Origin of the sequence: Acrocarpospora catenulata (assembly GCF_018476525.1) — a bacterium.
GTDB lineage: Bacteria > Actinomycetota > Actinomycetes > Streptosporangiales > Streptosporangiaceae > Acrocarpospora > Acrocarpospora catenulata.
On sequence record NZ_JAHCST010000002.1, the window covers coordinates 200,669 to 217,697 of the forward strand.

The 17,029-nt window shown below is 73.2% G+C and carries 16 protein-coding genes; 15 read left to right on the forward strand and 1 reads right to left on the reverse strand.

The features are described 5' to 3' along the window. Positions 1–35: 35 nt before the first annotated feature. From KIP79_RS02845 to KIP79_RS02865, 5 genes are read left to right on the forward strand one after another with little or no spacing between them, the layout of a single operon-like run. Positions 36–1,073 carry a 3-oxoacyl-ACP synthase III family protein gene (locus tag KIP79_RS02845; protein ID WP_214103099.1) on the forward strand — a complete coding sequence of 346 codons (1,038 nt, stop codon included), beginning with the start codon at positions 36–38 and terminating at the stop codon, positions 1,071–1,073. Continuing rightward, positions 1,070–2,992, forward strand: a complete 1,923-nt coding sequence (locus tag KIP79_RS49180) for an HAD-IIIC family phosphatase (RefSeq protein WP_214103100.1) — start codon at positions 1,070–1,072, stop codon at positions 2,990–2,992. The genes KIP79_RS02845 and KIP79_RS49180 overlap by 4 nt, the downstream gene beginning before the upstream one ends. After that, positions 2,989–3,216, forward strand: coding sequence for a hypothetical protein (locus tag KIP79_RS02855; RefSeq protein WP_214103101.1), 228 nt, complete (start codon positions 2,989–2,991; stop codon positions 3,214–3,216). The genes KIP79_RS49180 and KIP79_RS02855 overlap by 4 nt, the downstream gene beginning before the upstream one ends. Continuing rightward, the gene (locus KIP79_RS02860) at positions 3,213–3,977 is read left to right on the forward strand and encodes a 2-oxo acid dehydrogenase subunit E2 (RefSeq protein ID WP_214103102.1); all 765 of its coding nucleotides are present in this window, start codon (positions 3,213–3,215) and stop codon (positions 3,975–3,977) included. The genes KIP79_RS02855 and KIP79_RS02860 overlap by 4 nt, the downstream gene beginning before the upstream one ends. After that, positions 3,974–5,059: an alpha/beta fold hydrolase gene (locus KIP79_RS02865; protein WP_214103103.1), complete on the forward strand. Its 1,086-nt coding sequence runs from the start codon at positions 3,974–3,976 to the stop codon at positions 5,057–5,059. Before KIP79_RS02860 ends, KIP79_RS02865 begins: the two co-directional genes overlap by 4 nt. 13 nt (positions 5,060–5,072) lie before the next feature. Here the strand turns inward: KIP79_RS02865 and KIP79_RS02870 are convergent, their stop codons facing one another. Then, entirely contained in the window at positions 5,073–5,723 is a 651-nt protein-coding gene (locus tag KIP79_RS02870; RefSeq protein ID WP_214103104.1) for a TetR/AcrR family transcriptional regulator, read from the reverse strand. A gap of 79 nt (positions 5,724–5,802) precedes the next feature. Here KIP79_RS02870 and KIP79_RS02875 point away from each other — a divergent pair, with 79 nt between their 5' ends. The 10 genes from KIP79_RS02875 (at position 5,803) to KIP79_RS02920 (ending at position 17,012) form a co-directional block, all read left to right on the forward strand. Next, entirely contained in the window at positions 5,803–7,248 is a 1,446-nt protein-coding gene (locus KIP79_RS02875) for a DHA2 family efflux MFS transporter permease subunit (RefSeq protein ID WP_214103105.1), read from the forward strand. 21 nt (positions 7,249–7,269) lie between these two features. Further along, positions 7,270–8,310, forward strand: a complete 1,041-nt coding sequence (locus KIP79_RS02880; protein ID WP_214103106.1) for an LLM class flavin-dependent oxidoreductase — start codon at positions 7,270–7,272, stop codon at positions 8,308–8,310. 54 nt (positions 8,311–8,364) lie between these two features. Next, entirely contained in the window at positions 8,365–10,002 is a 1,638-nt protein-coding gene (locus KIP79_RS02885) for an ABC transporter substrate-binding protein (RefSeq protein WP_214103107.1), read from the forward strand. Beyond that, on the forward strand, positions 10,002–10,949 hold the full coding sequence (locus KIP79_RS02890; protein WP_250212575.1) for an ABC transporter permease: 948 nt from the start codon (positions 10,002–10,004) through the stop codon (positions 10,947–10,949). Before KIP79_RS02885 ends, KIP79_RS02890 begins: the two co-directional genes overlap by 1 nt. Next, positions 10,946–11,809: an ABC transporter permease gene (locus KIP79_RS02895; RefSeq protein WP_214103108.1), complete on the forward strand. Its 864-nt coding sequence runs from the start codon at positions 10,946–10,948 to the stop codon at positions 11,807–11,809. The genes KIP79_RS02890 and KIP79_RS02895 overlap by 4 nt, the downstream gene beginning before the upstream one ends. Beyond that, positions 11,806–13,437 (forward strand): dipeptide ABC transporter ATP-binding protein, encoded by a 1,632-nt coding sequence (locus KIP79_RS02900; protein ID WP_214103109.1) that lies wholly within the window; start codon positions 11,806–11,808, stop codon positions 13,435–13,437. Before KIP79_RS02895 ends, KIP79_RS02900 begins: the two co-directional genes overlap by 4 nt. Positions 13,438–13,527: 90 nt before the next feature. Further along, positions 13,528–14,694: an acyltransferase family protein gene (locus tag KIP79_RS02905; RefSeq protein WP_214103110.1), complete on the forward strand. Its 1,167-nt coding sequence runs from the start codon at positions 13,528–13,530 to the stop codon at positions 14,692–14,694. Beyond that, a complete protein-coding gene (locus KIP79_RS02910; RefSeq protein ID WP_214103111.1) occupies positions 14,691–15,884 on the forward strand; it encodes a cytochrome P450 in 1,194 nt (397 codons plus the stop codon). The genes KIP79_RS02905 and KIP79_RS02910 overlap by 4 nt, the downstream gene beginning before the upstream one ends. Before the next feature lie 43 nt (positions 15,885–15,927). After that, complete coding sequence (locus KIP79_RS02915; protein WP_214103112.1) at positions 15,928–16,119, forward strand: ferredoxin; 192 nt, start codon at positions 15,928–15,930, stop codon at positions 16,117–16,119. A gap of 2 nt (positions 16,120–16,121) precedes the next feature. Beyond that, the gene (locus KIP79_RS02920) at positions 16,122–17,012 is read left to right on the forward strand and encodes an alpha/beta hydrolase (RefSeq protein WP_214103113.1); all 891 of its coding nucleotides are present in this window, start codon (positions 16,122–16,124) and stop codon (positions 17,010–17,012) included. The last annotated feature ends 17 nt before the right edge of the window (positions 17,013–17,029 follow it).

A 17,029-nucleotide genomic window follows, 5' to 3' on the forward strand; every position in this document is an offset into this window, starting at 1 on the left:
GCGAGCACGGCCACCAGGCCGAGAAAGGGGGGCTCATGCCCGGCCGGGACGTACACATTCTGTCGGCGGCCTCGTCGCTGCCCGGATCGCCCGTGGGCAACGCGGCGCTGGCCAGGCGCTTCGGCATGGACGCGCTGTGGGAGCAGTGGGTCGATGTGTTCATCGGCACCAGATCCCGGCATCTGGCGCTGGATCTGGAATCGGGGAAGGTCACCACGTCGCTGGCCGACCTGGCCGCCGACGCCGGCGGCAAGGCGCTGGCGGCGGCGGGCGCGGCCCCGGGCGAGGTGGACGCCGTGGTGCTGGGCACCGCGACCCCCGACCGGTTGATGCCGGCCACGGTGAACATCGTGGCCGACCGGCTCGGCATCGACCAGGTGCGCTCCTTCCAGCTCCAGTCCGGGTGCTCGGGCGCGGTGCAGGCGCTGGACGTGGCCAGGCAGCTGCTGCTGGCCGGGGAGGCGCGCACGGTGCTGGTGCTGGGCGGCGACGTGATCGCGCGGTTCTACGACGTGACCCGCGACCTGCGTTCGGCGGCGCCGGCCGAGCTGGTCAACTACGTGCTGTTCGGCGACGCGGCGGGCGCCGCGGTGGTCGCCAACCGCCCAGGCCCCGGTTCGGCGACGGTGCGGGCCCTGTTCACCCGGCTGGTCGGGCTGGGCCGGGCGCCCGGCGCCGTACTGGAGTGGTTCGGCCCGGCCGACCGGGACAGCGACCGCCCGGCCGCGACCGAGGACTACAAGGCCATCGAACAGCACGTGCCCGTCATGACCGAGGAGGTGCTGCGCGAGCTGCTCGACGGGCTCGGCTGGAAGGACGGGGACGTCGACCTGGTGCTGCCGCCGCAGCTGTCCGGCCGGATGACCCGGCTGATCACCGACCGGCTCGCGCTGCCGGAGGCGCGGGAGATCTCCTGCGTGGACGAGGCGGGCAACTGTGGCAACGCGATCGTCTTCCTGCAGCTGGAGCGCGCGCTGGCCGAGCTGGCGGCCGGCGGGCGCGCGGTCGGCGTGTCCATCGAGTCCAGCAAGTGGATCAAGGCCGGGTTCGCCCTGGAAGGCGATGGAAGGTGAGCGACACGCTGGCGGAACTGCACCGGGCGGGCCGGCTGGCCGCGGAGTACCCGTCCGTACGGGGCCTGCTGGCCGAGCTGCCCGACGACGCGCTGCCGCGCGCCGGGCGCTTCCTGGCCAGGCTCGACCCGGCCGAGGTGCTGGCCGCCCACCCCGCCACGCCGAGCACGACCCTGTACGTCACCGGGCACGGCACGCTCGCGGCGCTGACCCCGGCGCTGACCGCGGAGTTCGCCAGGCACGGCCTGCTGGCCCAGGTGCGGCTGTCGGACTTCGACGGCTGGGTGACCGACCTGGCCGACCCGGGCAGCACCCTGTACGCGACGCTCGCCGCGGCGGCCGGGCCGGCGTTCGCGCTGTGCGTGCTCGACCCGGCGATCGTGATCGGCGAGCTGAAGCCGCCCTGGCGGGCCGAGGACGTCCACCGGGTGCTGACGGAGAAGGTCGCGCTGGTGGAGCGGCTCGCCGAGGTGTTCGCCCGCACCACGCGGGGGGCCACGCTGGTGCTCAACACCCTGCCGCTGCCCAGGGAGCTGACCGGGCAGCTGGTGGAGCTGCGGGACCGGGCCAGGCTCGGCGCGGCGTGGCGCGAGGCCAACGCGCGGCTGCTCCGGCTGGACCGCCCCGAGGTGGTCGTCGTGGACCTCGACCCCCTGCTGGCCGACGGGATCCGCGCCCGCGACCCCCGGCAGAGCGTGTACGCCAAGGCCCACCTGTCCGGCGAACTGCTGGCCGGGTACGCCAGGGAGGTCGGCCACCTGGCCAGGCAGGCGGCGGGCCTGGCCAAGAAGTGCCTGGTGCTGGACCTGGACGAGACCCTGTGGGGCGGCGTCCTCGGCGAGGTCGGCCCCGAGGGCATCGAGGTGGCCGAGGGGTACCGCGGCGAGGCGTTCCACCGGTTCCAGCGGGTGGTCAAACAGCTCGGCTCCCAGGGGGTGCTGCTGGCGGCGGTCAGCAAGAACGACCAGGAGCCGGTGGCCAGGACGTTGCGCGAGCACCCGGGCATGCTGCTGCGCGAGGAGGACTTCGCGCAGGTGCGGGCCAACTGGCGGCCCAAGCACGAGAACCTCGCCGAGCTGGCCCGCGACCTCAACCTGGGCGTCGACAGCTTCGTGTTCGCCGACGACAGCCCGTTCGAGTGCGGTCTGGTACGCCGTGAGCTGCCCGGCGTCGCCGTGGTCCAGGTGAGCGGGGAACCGGCGCTGCACGTGGAGGCGCTGCTCCGCGACGGCTGGTTCGACGTGCCGCGACTGACCGCCGAGGACCTGGCCCGCCCGGCACGCTACCGGGAGGAGCACGCGCGGCAGAGCTTCCTGGAGAGCTTCGACTCCCTGGAGGCCTATCTGCGCGAACTGGACATCGAGGTACGGGTCGCGCCCGCCGAGCCCGCGCAGCTCGCCCGGGTCTCGCAGATCACGCTGCGCACCAACCAGTTCAACCTGACCACCCGCCGGTTGCCGCCGGCCGAGGTGCGCGCGCTGACCGAGGACCCGGACGCCCGGGTGCTGACGATCGCGTCGGCGGACAGGTTCGGTGACAACGGCCTGGTCGGCGCGGTGCTGCTGCGCCGGGACGGCGACGTGCTGCGGGTGGAGAACTTCCTGCTGAGCTGCCGGGTGTTCGCCCGTGGGATCGAGCAGGCGGTGCTGGGCGCGGTGCTGGCACACGCGCGCGGGTCCGGCGTCCGCGAGGTGCGGGCCGGATACCGGCGTACCGCCAAGAACGGCAAGGTCGCCGACTTCTACCCGAGGGCCGGCTTCGAGACCGTCAGCGCGGGACCGGCGGAGGCCGAGTTCCGCCACGACCTCGCCCGGACGCCGGACGCCGTGCCGCACATCCGCCTGAGCGCGGATTTCGGAGAACAGAGCCCCGCAGGGCGCCGGCCAGCGGCCGTCGGCCCGGAACAGGACACGCCATGATTTCCGTCGACGAGTTCGTCTCGCTGCTACGCGACGAACTGGCCCTGCCCGTCACCGCCGAGGATCTCGGCCGCGCCCTGGACGCCGTGGACTCCTGGGATTCGGTGCACCTGCTGGCGCTGTGCACGATCCTGGAGCGCGAGACGGGCCGCACGCTGCCGTTCGCCGAGGTTCTGGAGGCGCCGAGCCTGGCGGCGGTCTACCGGCTGGCGACCGCGTCATGACGGCCCACATCGAGGTGGCGCCGCCGTACCGCGAGCGCCGGCACACGCTGTTCTTCCTTGAGGTGATCAGGGACTTCTCCCCCGTCTTTCTCGACACCGAGGTCGACATGTCCCGGGTGCTCGCCCACCGGGCCGCCGCCGAGGAGCGCGAGGGCGTCCGGTACGCGGTGACCGCCTACGTGCTGCACGCCGCCGGCCGCGTGCTGGCCAAGCACCCGGAGGCCAACGCGGCGATCCAGGGCCGGCTGCGCCCCCGGGTCGCCCGCTACCCCTTCGTCAGCGGCAAGCTGACGCTGGACCGCACCCTCGGCGGGCGCCGGGTGGTGCTCGGGACGGTCGTGCCCAACCTGCACGAGGCCGCGCTGTCCGACATCCAGGCGCACCTGGCCCGGGTGCGCGACGGCGACCCCGAGCGGCTGCCGGACTTCGCGGGCGTACGGCGGCTGCACCGGGCCCCGTGGGCGCTCGGGCGGTCCCGGTTCCGCAAAGCCGCCAGATCGCTGGCGCTGCGCCCGCACCTGACCGGCACCTTCGCGGTGACCTCGCTCGGCCACCGGGCCGTGGACGCCTTCCACTCGGTCGGCGGCACGACCACGACGTTCGGCGTGGGCCGGATCGCCGACCGGGTCGTGGTCAGGGACGGCGCCCCGGCCGTGGCGCCGGTGATGCGGCTCAGTCTGTCCTTCGACCACCGGGTCATCGACGGTGCCGAGGCCGCCGACGTGCTGACCGAGGTCAGAGAAGCTCTGGAGAACCAGTGAACGACCTGGCGGAACTGAAGAACTTCGTGGTCGCGCACGCCCGCTCGCAGGGGATGCCGCCCGAGCACTCCGCCGCGATCCTCGACCGGATCCGCGACGACGGGAACGGCACGCCGGGCTCGTGGGTGCGCGAGTGGAGCGACGAGGGGGACCGGCTGGCGGGCGAGGGCCGGGCGCTGGAGGCGAACGCGCACTACATCATGGCGCGCTTCCCCTTCGCCGACGGCTCGGCGCGGCAGCAGGCGGCGGCGCGGAGCCGGGCGGCGTTCAACCGCTGGCGCGCGGACATCCCTGCCGTCCAGCCGCTGGAGGTGACCACGCAGGAGGGCAGGATCCGCGCCTGGACCGTCGGTCTGGACGCGGCCGACCCCCGGCCGCTGCTGGTGATGACCGGCGGCATCATCTCGGTCAAGGAACAGTGGGCGCCGGTGCTGCCGCAACTGGACGCGCTGGGCTTCGCCGGGATCGTCACCGAGATGCCCCGCGTCGGCGAGAACACCGTCCCGTACGACGGGGACGGCTGGCGAATGTTCCCCGCGCTGCTGGACGCGGTGGAGGGCCGGGCCGACACGGCGAGGACCTACCTGCTCGCGCTGAGCTTCAGCGGCCACCTGGGGCTGCGCGCCGCCCTGCACGACGACCGGATCAGGGGTGTGGTGGGAGCGGGCACGCCGCTGTACCACTTCTTCACCGACGAGGCCTGGCAGCGGCGGGTGCCCAGGGTCACCACCGAGACGCTGGCCCACCTGGCGGGCGTCGACGCGGCCAAGGTCTACCCCCTGATCCGCGACTGGGCGCTGACTCCCGGGGAACTGTCGGCGCTGCGCGTTCCGGTCGCGCACGTGACGAGCCTGCGCGATGAGATCATCCCGTCCGGCGACGCCGCGCTGCTGCGCGAGCACGTGCGCGGGGTGCGGGTGCTGGAGCACGACGACGTGCACGGCGCCCCGTCCTCGTTCGGGCAGACCCGGTTGTGGACGCTGCTGTCGATCCTGCGCATGCACGGCGGCTTCGCGGCCGAGCGCACCGCTCTGACCAAGGAGTTCTCCCGCCTGCGCTACGCGGGGAAGCAGCCGTCGTGACACGGCGGCGGGCTCACTCGCCGAACGCCCGCAGGAACGTGTCCACACCCGCGACGGCGACCTTGTCCGCCTCCTTGGGGTCCAGCGGGCGGGAGCCGAACGTGCTGAGCGTCGGCAGCTCCTCGTAGACCAGGGCGATGAACTGGTTGGCGGCGCGCACCGGGTCCTCGATGCGGAGGTGGCCGGCGTTGGCGAGGCGGGCCAGCCGACCGGCCAGGGCCTCGATGAACTGGTCGGGGCCGCTGGCGCGCACCTCGTCGAACAGGTCGGGGAAGCGCACGGCCTCGGCGTAGAGCAGGCGGCGCACGGCCTGGGACTGCTCGTCGCAGTAGCAGGCGACCAGCTTGTGGGCCACCTCCTCCAGGCCGGGGCGCAGCCGGTCGACCTCGTTGGGGAAGGAGTCCAGGACCTCCAGGGTCTTGCCGTTGGCCCGGGCCGCCGTCTCGGTCATCACGTGCCGGAACAGGTTCTCCTTGGAGCCGAGGTGGTTGTAGATGGTCGGCTTCGCGACCCCGGCCTCGGCGGCGATCATGTCCAGGCTCGCCTGCGCGTAGCCGACCCGGGCGAAGACCCGCAGCGCCGCCTCCACGATGGCCCGGCGCTTGTCCAGTCGGCCCCGCTCGGACGGGGCCGCGGTCGTCTTCTCGGTGTCGCCAACGCTCATGGGGCCATGCTACCGTCCAAGGCAGGATATTGAACTCCTCAGTTCATTTCCATTGACCACCCGGTTAAAAGGAGTTTCCATGTCAGAGCAGAGCGGGCCCGCCCGGCTCGACCGCGCGCTGCTCACGCTGATCGGCGTGATGGTGCTCGGCGGGATGATGTCCTACCTGGACGCGACCATCGTCAACGTCGGGATCAGCACCCTGTCCGGCGAGTTCGAGGCCACCCTCGCCACCATCGAGTGGGTGACCACGGGCTACCTGCTGGCGGTCGCGCTGGCCATCCCGCTCGCCGGCTGGGCGACCCTGCGCTTCGGCGCCAAGCGCATGTGGCTGCTGGGCCTGACGGTGTTCCTGGCCGGTTCCACCCTGTCCGCGTTCGCCTGGAACGCCGAGAGCCTCATCGCGTTCCGCGTCCTGCAGGGGTTCGGCGGCGGCATGGTCGACCCGATCATGCTGACCGTGGTCGCGGGCGCGGCGGGCCCGCAGCGCATGGCCCGGGTGATGGGCCTGATCTCCGTCCCCATCACGCTCGGCCCGGTCGTCGGCCCGATCGTCGGCGGGCTGATCCTGGAGAACCTCTCCTGGCAGTGGATGTTCCTGGTCAACATCCCCTTCGCGCTCGCCGCGATCGTCCTGGCCGTGGTCGTGCTGCCCGCCGACCCGCCGGGGAGCGGCCAGTCCACGCCGCTCGACTGGCTGGGGGTCTTCCTGCTGTGCCCCGGCTTCGCGGCCATCGTCTTCGCCCTGTCCCGGGCCGGGGGCGACGGCTTCGGGAGCGGCTCCGTGGTCGCCGGGCTCGCCGTCGGCCTGGTGCTGTTCGCCGGTTACATCCTGCACGCGCTGCGCACCGCCAAGACCCCGCTGCTCGACCTGCGCCTGTTCCGCAGCAAGGGCTTCAGCGCCAGCGTGACCACGATGTTCCTGATCGGCGGCGGCCTGTTCTCGCTGCTGTTCCTGCTGCCGCTGTACTACCAGCAGGTGCGCGGGAACTCCGTGCTGACCTCCGGCCTGCTGCTGGCCCCGCTCGGCCTGGGCACGCTGATCGGCATGCCGGTGGCCGGCAACCTCGCCGACAGGTTCGGCGCGCGGCGGCTGGTCCCGGTCGGCGCGCTGCTGATCGCCCTCGGCGCGCTGGTGTTCACCGGCTCCGACGCCGGCACCTCCCAGGTGGCGCTCACCGCCGCCCAGCTCGCCGCCGGATTCGGCCTCGGCCTGGTCGGCGCCCCGACGATGGGCTCGGTCTACCGTACGGTTCCCGGTGAGTCGGTGGCCGGGGCCACCGGAGCGGTCTTCATCCTCAACCAGATCGGCGCCTCCCTCGGCATCGCCGTGGTCGCGCTCATCCTGCAGGGCGGCGGCGCGCACGCCACGCCCACCCCCGACTCCTTCGGCGACGCCTTCTGGTGGCCGGTGGCCGCGGCGGCCGTCGTGTTCGCCGCCGGTCTGCTGCTGCCCGGCAGGCCGCAGCCGCCCGCGGCGGACCCGGTGGCCGCGCCGTCCGAACCGGTCTCCGGCAACGCCTGAGCCTTCCCCAGGGAGCCCACCATGACCAGCCTGACCGGCATCCCCCTGTCCGTGCTCGACGTCGTGCCCGTCTTCGAGGACGGCTCGGCCACCGGGGCGCTGCGCGACACCGTGGCGCTCGCCCCGAAGATCGAGGAACTGGGCTACCTGCGCTACTGGGTGGCCGAGCACCACAGCACCCCGAGCCTGGCCACCTCCGCCCCCGGCATCCTCGCCGGGCGGCTGGCCGCCGCGACCACGACCCTGCGGGTCGGCTCCGGCGGGGTGCTGCTGCCCAACCACGCCCCGCTGGTGGTGGCCGAACAGTTCGGCACGCTGGAGGCGCTGCACCCCGGCCGGATCGACCTCGGTCTCGGCCGGGCCCCCGGCACCGACCCGCGCACCGCACGCGCGCTGCGCCGGACCTCGGAGGGCGGCGACGACTTCACCGCGCAGCTCGCCGAGCTGAGCGGCTACTTCGCCCCCGCCGACCGGTCGAGCGGCATCGTCGCGGTCCCCGCCGCCGACGCCCGGCCCGACCTGTGGGTGCTCGGCTCCAGCCCGTCCAGCGGGCAGCTCGCCGGCGCGCTGGGCCTGCCCTACGCCTACGCCCACCAGATCAACCCGTACGCCACCACGCAGGCGCTCGCCGCCTACCGGGCCGCCTTCCGCCCCTCGGCCCAGCTCGACCGGCCGCGCACGCTGGTCGCCGCCCTGGTCACCGTCGCCCCCACCGACGAGGAGGCGTTCACGGCGGCCTCCTCCTACCTGCTTGGCAAGATCCTCATGCGGACCTCGCCCAGGTTCGACGCCTTCCCGGCCGCGGCGAGGGCGGCCGGGCACAAGTTCTCGGCGGCCGAGCGGGAGTTCCTGCACGGTCTCGTCGAGCCACAGCTCATCGGCGGCCCGCACACCGTGCGCGAGAAGCTGGCGCGCCTGGTGCAGCAGACCGGCGCGGACGAGCTCATGGCCCTCACCGTGGTGCCCTCCCAGCAGGAGCGGCTGCGCTCCTTCGCGCTGCTGGTCGAGGCCGCCGCCACGGTGCGCCCGGGGAGCGTCGCCGACGTTTCAGCGCCGCTTTAGAAGGACTCCGGATAGTTCGAACGGTTCCAATCTCGACCGCACTCTGGAGTTCTCATGCCTCCATCACGTGCCGCGCTGCCGGCCGTCCTGCTTCTCGTCCTCCCTCTGGTCACCGCGGCGTGCGGCTCGGAGGGCTCCGGCAGCGGCACGGGGGCCGCCAAACCACGGACCGCGACCACTCTCACCCACGCGGTCGAGCAGGAACCGGACTGCTGGGATCCGCACGTCAGCGCCCAGGACGTCACCTCGTTCCTGCAGCGGCCGGTCTACGACTCGCTGGTGTACCAGACTCCCGACGGGAGCCTGGAGCCCTGGCTGGCCACCCGGTGGCAGGTGAGCCCGGACGGCAAGGAGTACACCTTCACCCTGCGCGAGGACGTCGTCTTCCATGACGGCAGCAAGCTGGACGCCGCGGCGGTGAAGGCCAACTTCGACCACATCACCGACCCGAAGACCAATTCGCAGTACGCCGCCGGGCTGCTCGGCCCGTACAAGGGCATCAAGGTCTCCGGCCCGTACGAGGTGAAGATCGAGTTCGAGCGCCCGTACGTGCCGTTCCTGCAGGCGGCGAGCACCACCGCCCTGGGGATCGCCGCACCCGCCTCGCTGGCCGCGGGTTCCGACAAGCTGTGCGCGGCCGGGGACGGCTCGGTGGGCTCCGGCCCGTTCAAGTCCGGTCCCTACGTGCGCGGCCAGGAGCGGACGTACCTGAAGAATCCGGCCTACGCCTGGGCGCCGAAGAGCGCGGGGCACGCCGGGCCGCCCCGGCTGGACTCGCTCAAGGTCAGGTTCATCACCGAGGACGCCACCCGGATCGGGGCGCTGACCTCCGGTCAGGTCGACACCGCCAGTGCGATCCCCGCCAACCAGCTGACGCTGGTCAAGGACAACCCCAAGCTCGAGGTGCTGGACAAGCAGGTGCCCGGCGCGGTCAACACCTTCTACCTCAACACCAAGAGCCCCCTCTTCTCCGACCGGCGCGTCCGCCAGGCGTTCCAGCGCGCCATCGACATCGACACGATCGTGAAGTCGGTGTTCCAGGGCCTCTACCCCCGCGCCTGGAGCGTCCTGTCCCCGACCACCCCGGCCAGCTACGACCCCACCCTGGAGGGAACGTGGCCGCCGGACCCGGCGCTGGCGGCGAAGCTGCTCGACGAGGCCGGCTGGACCGGGCGGGACGCGGAGGGCTACCGCACCAAGGACGGCAAGCGGCTCACCGTCGTCGCCCCCATCTACGGCAAGCCGAGCACCTTCTCCCAGGCGGTGCAGGGCGACCTGAAGAAGAGCGGCATCTACCTGCAGCTGGCCGCCTCGACCGACGCCATCGAGGTCGGCAGCCGGCTGGACGAGGGCCGCTACGACGTGGTCGAGCTGTCCTGGGCCCGCGGCGACGGTGACATCCTCAGCCACTTCTTCTTCTCCGACCAGACCTCCAAGAACAGCGGCCACAACTTCGCCCAGGTCGCCGACCCCGAGATGGACCAGTGGCTGACGGCCGCGCAGACCGCCCAGGACCCCGCCGAGCGCGCGGCGAACTACGCCAAGGCGCAGCGTTGGGCGATCGACCAGGCGGCCGTCGTCCCGACCTACATCGACACCCAGAACGTCGGGTTCAGCACCCGGGTGCACGACCTGCGGCTCGGCATCTCCGCCCACCCCGAGTTCTACGCCGCCTGGGTCGAGGCCCCCTGATGGGTGCCGTCCGGCTCGTGGCCGTCCGGCTGGTGAGCGCGGCCCTGGTGGTCTGGGCCGCGGCCACCTGCGCCTTCCTGGTGCTCCAGCTCATCCCCGGCGACCCGGTGTACGCCATCGTCGGCTCGGACGCGCTGGTCTCCGAGGAGCAGCACGAGGCCATCCGCCAGCAGTACGGGCTGGACGAGCCGCTCATCGTGCAGTACCTGGCCTACCTGGGCCGGTTGGCGACGGGCCGGTTCGGCGACTCCTACCAGCTCCAGCAGCCCGTGGCGACGGTGCTCGCCGACCAGTTGTGGCCGACCGTGCAGCTCGCGCTGGGGGCCACGCTGCTGGCGCCGCTCCTGGCGGTGCTGGTGACCGTGGCGACCTCGGGGCGGGCCAACTGGCCACGCAGGGTGTCGGCCGTGGTGGAGCTGGTGGTCGTCTCCACCCCCTCCTTCTGGCTCGGCATCATGCTGCTCACCATTTTCTCCTTCCGGCTGGGCTGGCTGCCGGTGGCGGAGACCGGCGACTTCGCGTCGCTGATCCTGCCGACGATCACCCTGGCGCTGCCGATCGCCGCGGTGCTGACCCAGGTGCTGCGGGAGGGCCTGCTCGGCGCGCTGGAGCAGCCGTTCGTGATCACGGCTCGGGCGCGCGGGCTCCCCGAGCCTGCGGTCAGGTACCGGCACGCGCTGCGGCACGCCGCGCTGCCCGCGCTGACCCTGGCCGGGTGGTTCACCGGCACCCTGCTGGGCGGCACGGTGATCGTGGAGAACGTCTTCGCCAGGTCCGGCATCGGGCGGGTGACCCTCCAGGCCGTCGGCGACCGGGACCTGCCGGTCGTGCAGGGCGTGGTGGCGCTCTCCGCGGTGGTGTTCGTCGCCGCCAGCGCGCTGGTCGACGTGCTGTACGCGGTCGTGGACCCGCGGCTGCGCAAGCGTACGGGGGTCCAGGCCGCATGACGACGGAACAAGTCGATCCGGCGTCCCGTCAGCGGCCACGGTTCTCGCGGCCGCTGCCGGGCCCCGCGGTGCTGCTGTCGGCGGCGCTGCTGGCGCTGCTGCTGGTGGCCGCCGTCCATCCGGCGCTGCTGGCCGCGGGCAGCCCCACCGACACCGACCCGTTGCAGGCGCTGCAGGCCCCGGACGCCGCCCACCTGTTCGGCACCGACCAGCTCGGCCGGGACGTCTTCACCCGCGTCGTGCACGGCGCCCGCTACTCCCTGTCCATCGGGGCGGCGGCGACCGCCGCGGGGCTGGTCATCGCCCTGGTCTGGGGTCTGGTCGCCGCCCTGTCCGGCCGGTTCGGCGACGCGGTGCTGATGCGCGCGGCCGACGCCCTGCTGGCGCTGCCCGCGCTGCTGCTGGCCCTGCTGGTGGTGCTGATCACCGGCAAGGGCGTGAGCGGGGCGACGATCGCGGTGGCGGTGGGCATCGCGCCCGGCTTCGCCCGGGTGGTCCGCGCCCAGGCCATGGTGGTGCGCAGGTCCGGCTACGTGGAGTCGGCGATCGGGCTGGGCGTGCGCCGGCCGCTGATCGTGCTGCGGCACGTGCTGCCCAACACGGTGGGCCCGCTGCTGGTCCTGGGCACCATCACGCTCGGCGCGTCGATCTCCACGGGCGCCGCGCTGAGCTATCTCGGCCTGGGCGCCCAGCCGCCGACGCCCGAGTGGGGAGCCATGCTGACCGAAGGCCAGGGCTTCCTCCATCAGGCCTGGTGGATCGCGCTGTTCCCCGGGCTGATGCTCGTCTGCACGGTCGTCGCGGTGACCGTGGTGGGCCGCCACGCGCAGGCACGATCCGAGGGACGGTACGCGTCATGACCGAACAACCGCTGCTCGATGTGGACGGACTGCATGTCCGGTTCGGTGCCGGCGCCACCCAGGTGCACGCCGTACGCGCCGCCTCCCTGCGCCTGTACGCCGGACGCTGCCTGGCCCTGGTCGGCGAGTCGGGCTCGGGCAAGTCGGCGCTGGCCCGCTCCCTGCTCGGGCTGGCCGGACCCACGGCGAGCGTCACGGCCGACCGGCTGCGCGTCGCCGGGCAGGACGCCCTCCGCTTCGGCCCGCGCGACTGGCGGCGGATCCGCGGCCGGCACATCGGCCTGGTCGCCCAGGACGCGCTGGTCGCGCTCGACCCGCTGCGCCCGATCGGCACGGAGATCACCGAATCCCTGCTCGCGCACCGGACGGTGCCCCGTAGCCAGGCCGCGGACGCGGTGGTCGGCCTGCTCACCCGGGTCGGCGTACCGGAACCCGAGGAGCGGGCCCGGCAGTACGTCCACCAGCTGTCGGGCGGCCTGCGGCAGCGGGCGCTCATCGCCTCGGCCATCGCGGCCGGCCCCGGCACGCTGATCGCCGACGAGCCGACGACCGCGCTGGACGCCGCCGTGCAGGCCCGCGTGCTCGACCTGCTCGCGGAGCTGAAGGAGCAGGGCACCGGGCTGCTGCTGATCTCGCACGACCTGGCCGTCGTGGAGGCGCTCGCCGACGAGGTGGCGGTGATGCGCGCCGGCGTGATCGTCGAGTCGGGGCCGACGGAGCGGGTGCTCGACGACCCGCGGCACGACTACACCAGGGAACTGCTCGCGGCGGTGCCGGGCAGCCGTCCCCGCCCTGCGCGGGCGGCCCCGCCCGCGCCCGGCGAGGACCTGCCGCTGCTGAGCGTCACCGGCGCCGTCAAGCACTTCGCCGGTGGACGCGGGGCCAGGCGGACGGCGGTGGCCGGCGTGGACTTCACGCTGCGCGCCGGCGAGACGCTCGGCCTGGTCGGTGAGTCCGGCTCCGGCAAGACCACGCTGGCCCGCATGGTGCTCGGGCTGGTGCGGCCGGACGAGGGCACGGTGCTGCTGGACGGGCTGCCCTGGAGCGGGGCGCCGGAGCGAGCGCGCCGGGCCAGACGGCGCACGATCCAGCTCATCCCCCAGGATCCGCTGAGCGCCTTCGACCCGCGCTGGCCGGTGTCCCGCGTCATCGGCGAGGCGCTGGCCGCGACCGGCGTCCCGCGCCGCGACCGGCTCGGCCACACCGTACGGCTGCTGGAGCGGGTGGGCCTGGCGCCCGACCTGCTCGACCGGCGGCCCGCGGCCCTGTCCGGCGGCCAGCGCCAGCGGGTGGCCATCGCCCGCGCCCTGGCCCCCGAGCCCCGGCTGCTGGTCTGCGACGAGCCGGTGTCCGCGCTGGACGTGTCGGTGCAGGCCCAGGTGCTGGCCCTGCTCCGCCGCCTGCAGAACGAACTGCGGCTGGCCACGCTGTTCATCTCGCACGACCTGGCCGTCGTGCGCGAGGTGTGCGACCGGGTGCTGGTGATGAAGGACGGCCGGGTCGTGGAGTCCGGCCCCGTCGAGGACGTGTTCGCCGGGCCCGCGCACCCGTACACGCGCTCGCTGCTCGACGCGGTGCCCAAGCGAGCGCGGCGGATCTCCCGCGAACCGGCACAAGAACGGCTTTAGACCGGGCCAATACCCGGCTGCCAGCCTCGTCAGGGCAACCCCGGCCCACGGCGATGGGCCCGACTCCTTCCAGCCCCGGGAGCGATGCTCATGACGAGCTCACCAGAACAACCACGCGGCGCCCGACTCCCGTCCCTGACCGGACTGCGCTTCATCGCGGCGCTGCTCGTGTTCGCCTTCCACACCACCTGGCAGACCAGGTTCATCGACGGCGCGGCGGGGGACGCGCTCGGCACGGTGTTCGACAACGCGGGCTTCTACGGCGTCACCTTCTTCTTCGTCCTCAGCGGGTTCGTGCTCACCTGGTCGGCCCGCCCGGACGACACCGCGCCGCGCATCTGGCGGCGGCGGCTGGTGAAGATCTTCCCCAACCACCTTGTGACGTTCGTCGCGGCCGGGGTGCTGATGCTGCTGACGGCGCAGCAGTTCACCACCACCGGAACGCTCGCCAACCTGTTCCTCCTCCAGTCGTGGATCCCCGACATCACCGTCCCGAACACGATGAACTCGGTGAGCTGGTCGCTCTCCTGCGAGCTGCTGTTCTACCTGAGCTTCCCGGCGGTGCTGCGGGTGCTGGGACGGTTCTCGGCGCGGGCGCTGTGGATCACGGCCGTGGCGCTGGTCGCCGTCACCCTCGCCGCACCGCTGGTGGCGACCTACGCGATCGGCGGCACCCCGCTGCCGTTCATCGCCGACGGATCGCTCTCCTTCGAGCAGATCTGGTTCGTGTACTTCTTCCCGCCGATCCGCGCGGCCGAGTTCGTACTCGGCGTGGTGGCGGCGCGGCTGGTGCTGGACGGCTCCTGGCCGCGGCTCGGCCTGCTGCCCGCGCTGCTGATCGCCACCGTGGGCTACCTCGTGCAGGCCAACGTCCCCTACCTGTTCGGTATCGCCGGCACCGCCGCGCTGTGGCTGACCCCGCTGGTGGTCGCCGCGGCCCAGGCCGACCTGCACGCCAGTCGCTCGCCGTTCCGGGGCAGGGCCCTGGTACGGCTCGGCGAGCTGTCCTTCGCCTTCTACATGGTCCACTTCATGGTCGTCACCTACGGCCACCGGTACCTGGTCGAGGGACGCGACCTGGCCCCCGTCGCCGGGGCCGGGCTGCTGCTGCTCGCCCTCGCGGTCAGCCTGGTGCTCGCCTACGCGCTGTTCCGATGGGTCGAGTCGCCCGCCGTCCGCCGGCTCAGCCTCTCCCGGCGGGACTCTGCCACGCCCGCGGCTCCCGCCCCGATCACCGTCTTGGAGGCCAAGGAATGACCGCCGGGATCCCCGAGTACCCCCAGCCCCGCGGCTGCCCCTACCACCCGCCGGCCGGGTACGCCGAGTACGACCGGCACGGGCCGGTGTCCCGGGTGCGGCTGTACAACGGCCGCCAGGTGTGGGCCGTCACCGGCCACGCCGAGGCCAGGCGGGTGCTGCTCGACCCGGCCACCTACTCCTCCGACCGGGTCCACCCCCACTACCCGGCGCTGGCGCCGCGCTTCGAGTCCGCCCGCAAGGTGCGCAACTTCATCGGCATGGACCCGCCGGAGCACACCGTGCAGCGCAGGATGCTGCTGTCCAGCTTCACCGTGAAGAAGGCGCAGGCGCTCCGCCCGCGCATCCAGGCGCTGGTGGACAACCTGATCGACACCATCGAGGCCAAGGGCCCGGTGGCCGACCTGGTGCCGGAGTTCGCGCTGCCGGTGCCGTCCATCGTCATCTGCGAGCTGCTCGGCGTGCCGTACGCCGACCACACCTTCTTCGAGCAGCAGTCCCGGCGGGTGGTCACCGGCAGCACCAGCCTGGAGGAGAGCGCGGACGCCTTCGCGCAGCTGAGCGCCTATCTGGACGGGCTGATCGGCCGCAAGCAGCAAGACCCGGGCGACGGGCTGCTGGACACGCTCATCGCCGAGCAGGTGGAGACCGGCGTGCTGACCCGCCGCGAGCTGGTGGACATCGCGCTGCTGCTGCTCGTCGCCGGGCACGAGACCACCGCGAGCGCCATCGCGCTGGGCGTGCTCACCCTGCTGGAGCATCCCGATCAGCTCGCCGCGCTGCGGGCCGACGCGTCCCTGCTGCCGACGGCGGTGGAGGAACTGCTGCGGTTCATGGCCATCGCGGATGGCATCGCCCGGTTCGCCACCGCCGACGCCGAGCTGGCCGGGCAGCGCATCCGAGCCGGGGACGGGATCGTGGTGGTCATCTCCACCGCCAACCGCGACGACGCGGCGTTCCCCGGCCCCGCCGATTTCGAGATCGAGCGGGGCGCCCGCAACCACGTCTCGTTCGGGCACGGCGTGCACCAGTGCATCGGGCAGAATCTGGCGCGCGCCGAGATGGAGATCGCCCTCGGCACCCTCTTCCGCAGACTCCCCGGTCTGCGGCTGGCCCGGGACTCCGGAGAGCTTCCGATCAAGGAGGCCGGAGGCGTGCAGGGCATCTGGGAACTGCCCGTCACCTGGTAAACGCCCATCGCGGGAAGCCACCTGAGGAAGAGGACACCGAATCATGCGTATCACCGCCGACCAAGGCCGCTGCCTGGGCGCCGGGCAGTGCGTGCTGTCCGCGCCGGACCGTTTCGACCAGTCCGAGCTCGGACTGGTCGTGGTGCTCGACCCCGAGGTGCCCGACGGGGACGAGCGGCGGTTCCGCGCCATTCTCGACCTGTGCCCGTCACAGGCCCTTTCTCTGGAGGTGTGACCATGCCGATCACCGGCACCCTCGCCGACGCGGTCCTCGACCGCGCCGGTACCGCCCTGCGGCCGCTGCACGAGCTGCCGGGATTCGAGGCCGTCGCGGTCAGCGAGCGCTCCGTCCCCGGGCCGGCCGGCGCGCCGGACGTGCTGGTGCGGATCTACCGTCCGCACGGGCTGACCGCGCCTGCGCCCGCCACCCTGTGGCTGCACGGCGGCGGGTTCGTGCTCGGCAACCTCGACCACGTCCACCAGGGCGCGGCGCAGGCGGCGGCGTACGCGTCGGTCATCGTCGTCGCGGTCGGTTACCGCCTGGCGCCCGAGCATCCGTACCCGGCCGGTCTGGAGGACGCCTACGCGGCGCTGCGCTGGCTCGCCGCCGACGCCGCCTCGCTCGGCGTCGATTCGGCGCGGCTCGGCGTGGCGGGCGCCAGCTCGGGCGCCGCGCTGGCCACCGGGGTGGCGTTGCTCGCCCGCGACCGGGGCGGGCCGCCGCTGCGTTTCCAGCACCTCAGCACCCCCGCGCTCGACGACCGGCTGAACACCAGGTCGATGATCGAGCTCGCCGACGTGCCGATCTGGAACCGGCGGCTGGCCGAGGAGAGCTGGCGGTTGTACCTGGGCGGCGACCACACGGCACCGGCGTACGCGGCCCCCGCCCGGGTGGAGGACCTGTCCGGGCTGCCCCCCGCCTACATCTCCACCGCCGGTCTCGACCCGCTGCGAGACGAGGGCATCCTGTACGCCCTGCGGTTGTCGCAGGCCGGTGTGCCGGTCGAGTCGCACAACTTCCCCGGGCTCTACCACGCGTTCGGCGCGCCCGACCGGCCGGCGGAGCAGCGACGCATCGCCGTCGAGCACCTGGAGGCCCTGCGGCGCGGCCTGCACGGGGTCGACTGACCGTCCCGGCCGAAACA

Excerpts from the sequence above, each read along its gene's own strand:
- KIP79_RS02920 (WP_214103113.1), top strand. The coding sequence starts at position 16,122 with ATGCCGATCACCGGCACCCTCGCCGACGCGGTCCTCGACCGCGCCGGT.
- KIP79_RS02880 (WP_214103106.1), top strand. The coding sequence starts at position 7,270 with ATGACCAGCCTGACCGGCATCCCCCTGTCCGTGCTCGACGTCGTGCCC.
- KIP79_RS02915 (WP_214103112.1), top strand. The coding sequence starts at position 15,928 with ATGCGTATCACCGCCGACCAAGGCCGCTGCCTGGGCGCCGGGCAGTGC.
- KIP79_RS02885 (WP_214103107.1), top strand. The coding sequence starts at position 8,365 with ATGCCTCCATCACGTGCCGCGCTGCCGGCCGTCCTGCTTCTCGTCCTC.
- KIP79_RS02905 (WP_214103110.1), top strand. The coding sequence starts at position 13,528 with ATGACGAGCTCACCAGAACAACCACGCGGCGCCCGACTCCCGTCCCTG.
- KIP79_RS02890 (WP_250212575.1), top strand. The coding sequence starts at position 10,002 with ATGGGTGCCGTCCGGCTCGTGGCCGTCCGGCTGGTGAGCGCGGCCCTG.
- KIP79_RS02845 (WP_214103099.1), top strand. The coding sequence starts at position 36 with ATGCCCGGCCGGGACGTACACATTCTGTCGGCGGCCTCGTCGCTGCCC.
- KIP79_RS02895 (WP_214103108.1), top strand. The coding sequence starts at position 10,946 with ATGACGACGGAACAAGTCGATCCGGCGTCCCGTCAGCGGCCACGGTTC.
- KIP79_RS02900 (WP_214103109.1), top strand. The coding sequence starts at position 11,806 with ATGACCGAACAACCGCTGCTCGATGTGGACGGACTGCATGTCCGGTTC.
- KIP79_RS02855 (WP_214103101.1), top strand. The coding sequence starts at position 2,989 with ATGATTTCCGTCGACGAGTTCGTCTCGCTGCTACGCGACGAACTGGCC.
- KIP79_RS02860 (WP_214103102.1), top strand. The coding sequence starts at position 3,213 with ATGACGGCCCACATCGAGGTGGCGCCGCCGTACCGCGAGCGCCGGCAC.
- KIP79_RS02910 (WP_214103111.1), top strand. The coding sequence starts at position 14,691 with ATGACCGCCGGGATCCCCGAGTACCCCCAGCCCCGCGGCTGCCCCTAC.
- KIP79_RS02870 (WP_214103104.1), bottom strand. The coding sequence starts at position 5,723 with ATGAGCGTTGGCGACACCGAGAAGACGACCGCGGCCCCGTCCGAGCGG.
- KIP79_RS02875 (WP_214103105.1), top strand. The coding sequence starts at position 5,803 with ATGTCAGAGCAGAGCGGGCCCGCCCGGCTCGACCGCGCGCTGCTCACG.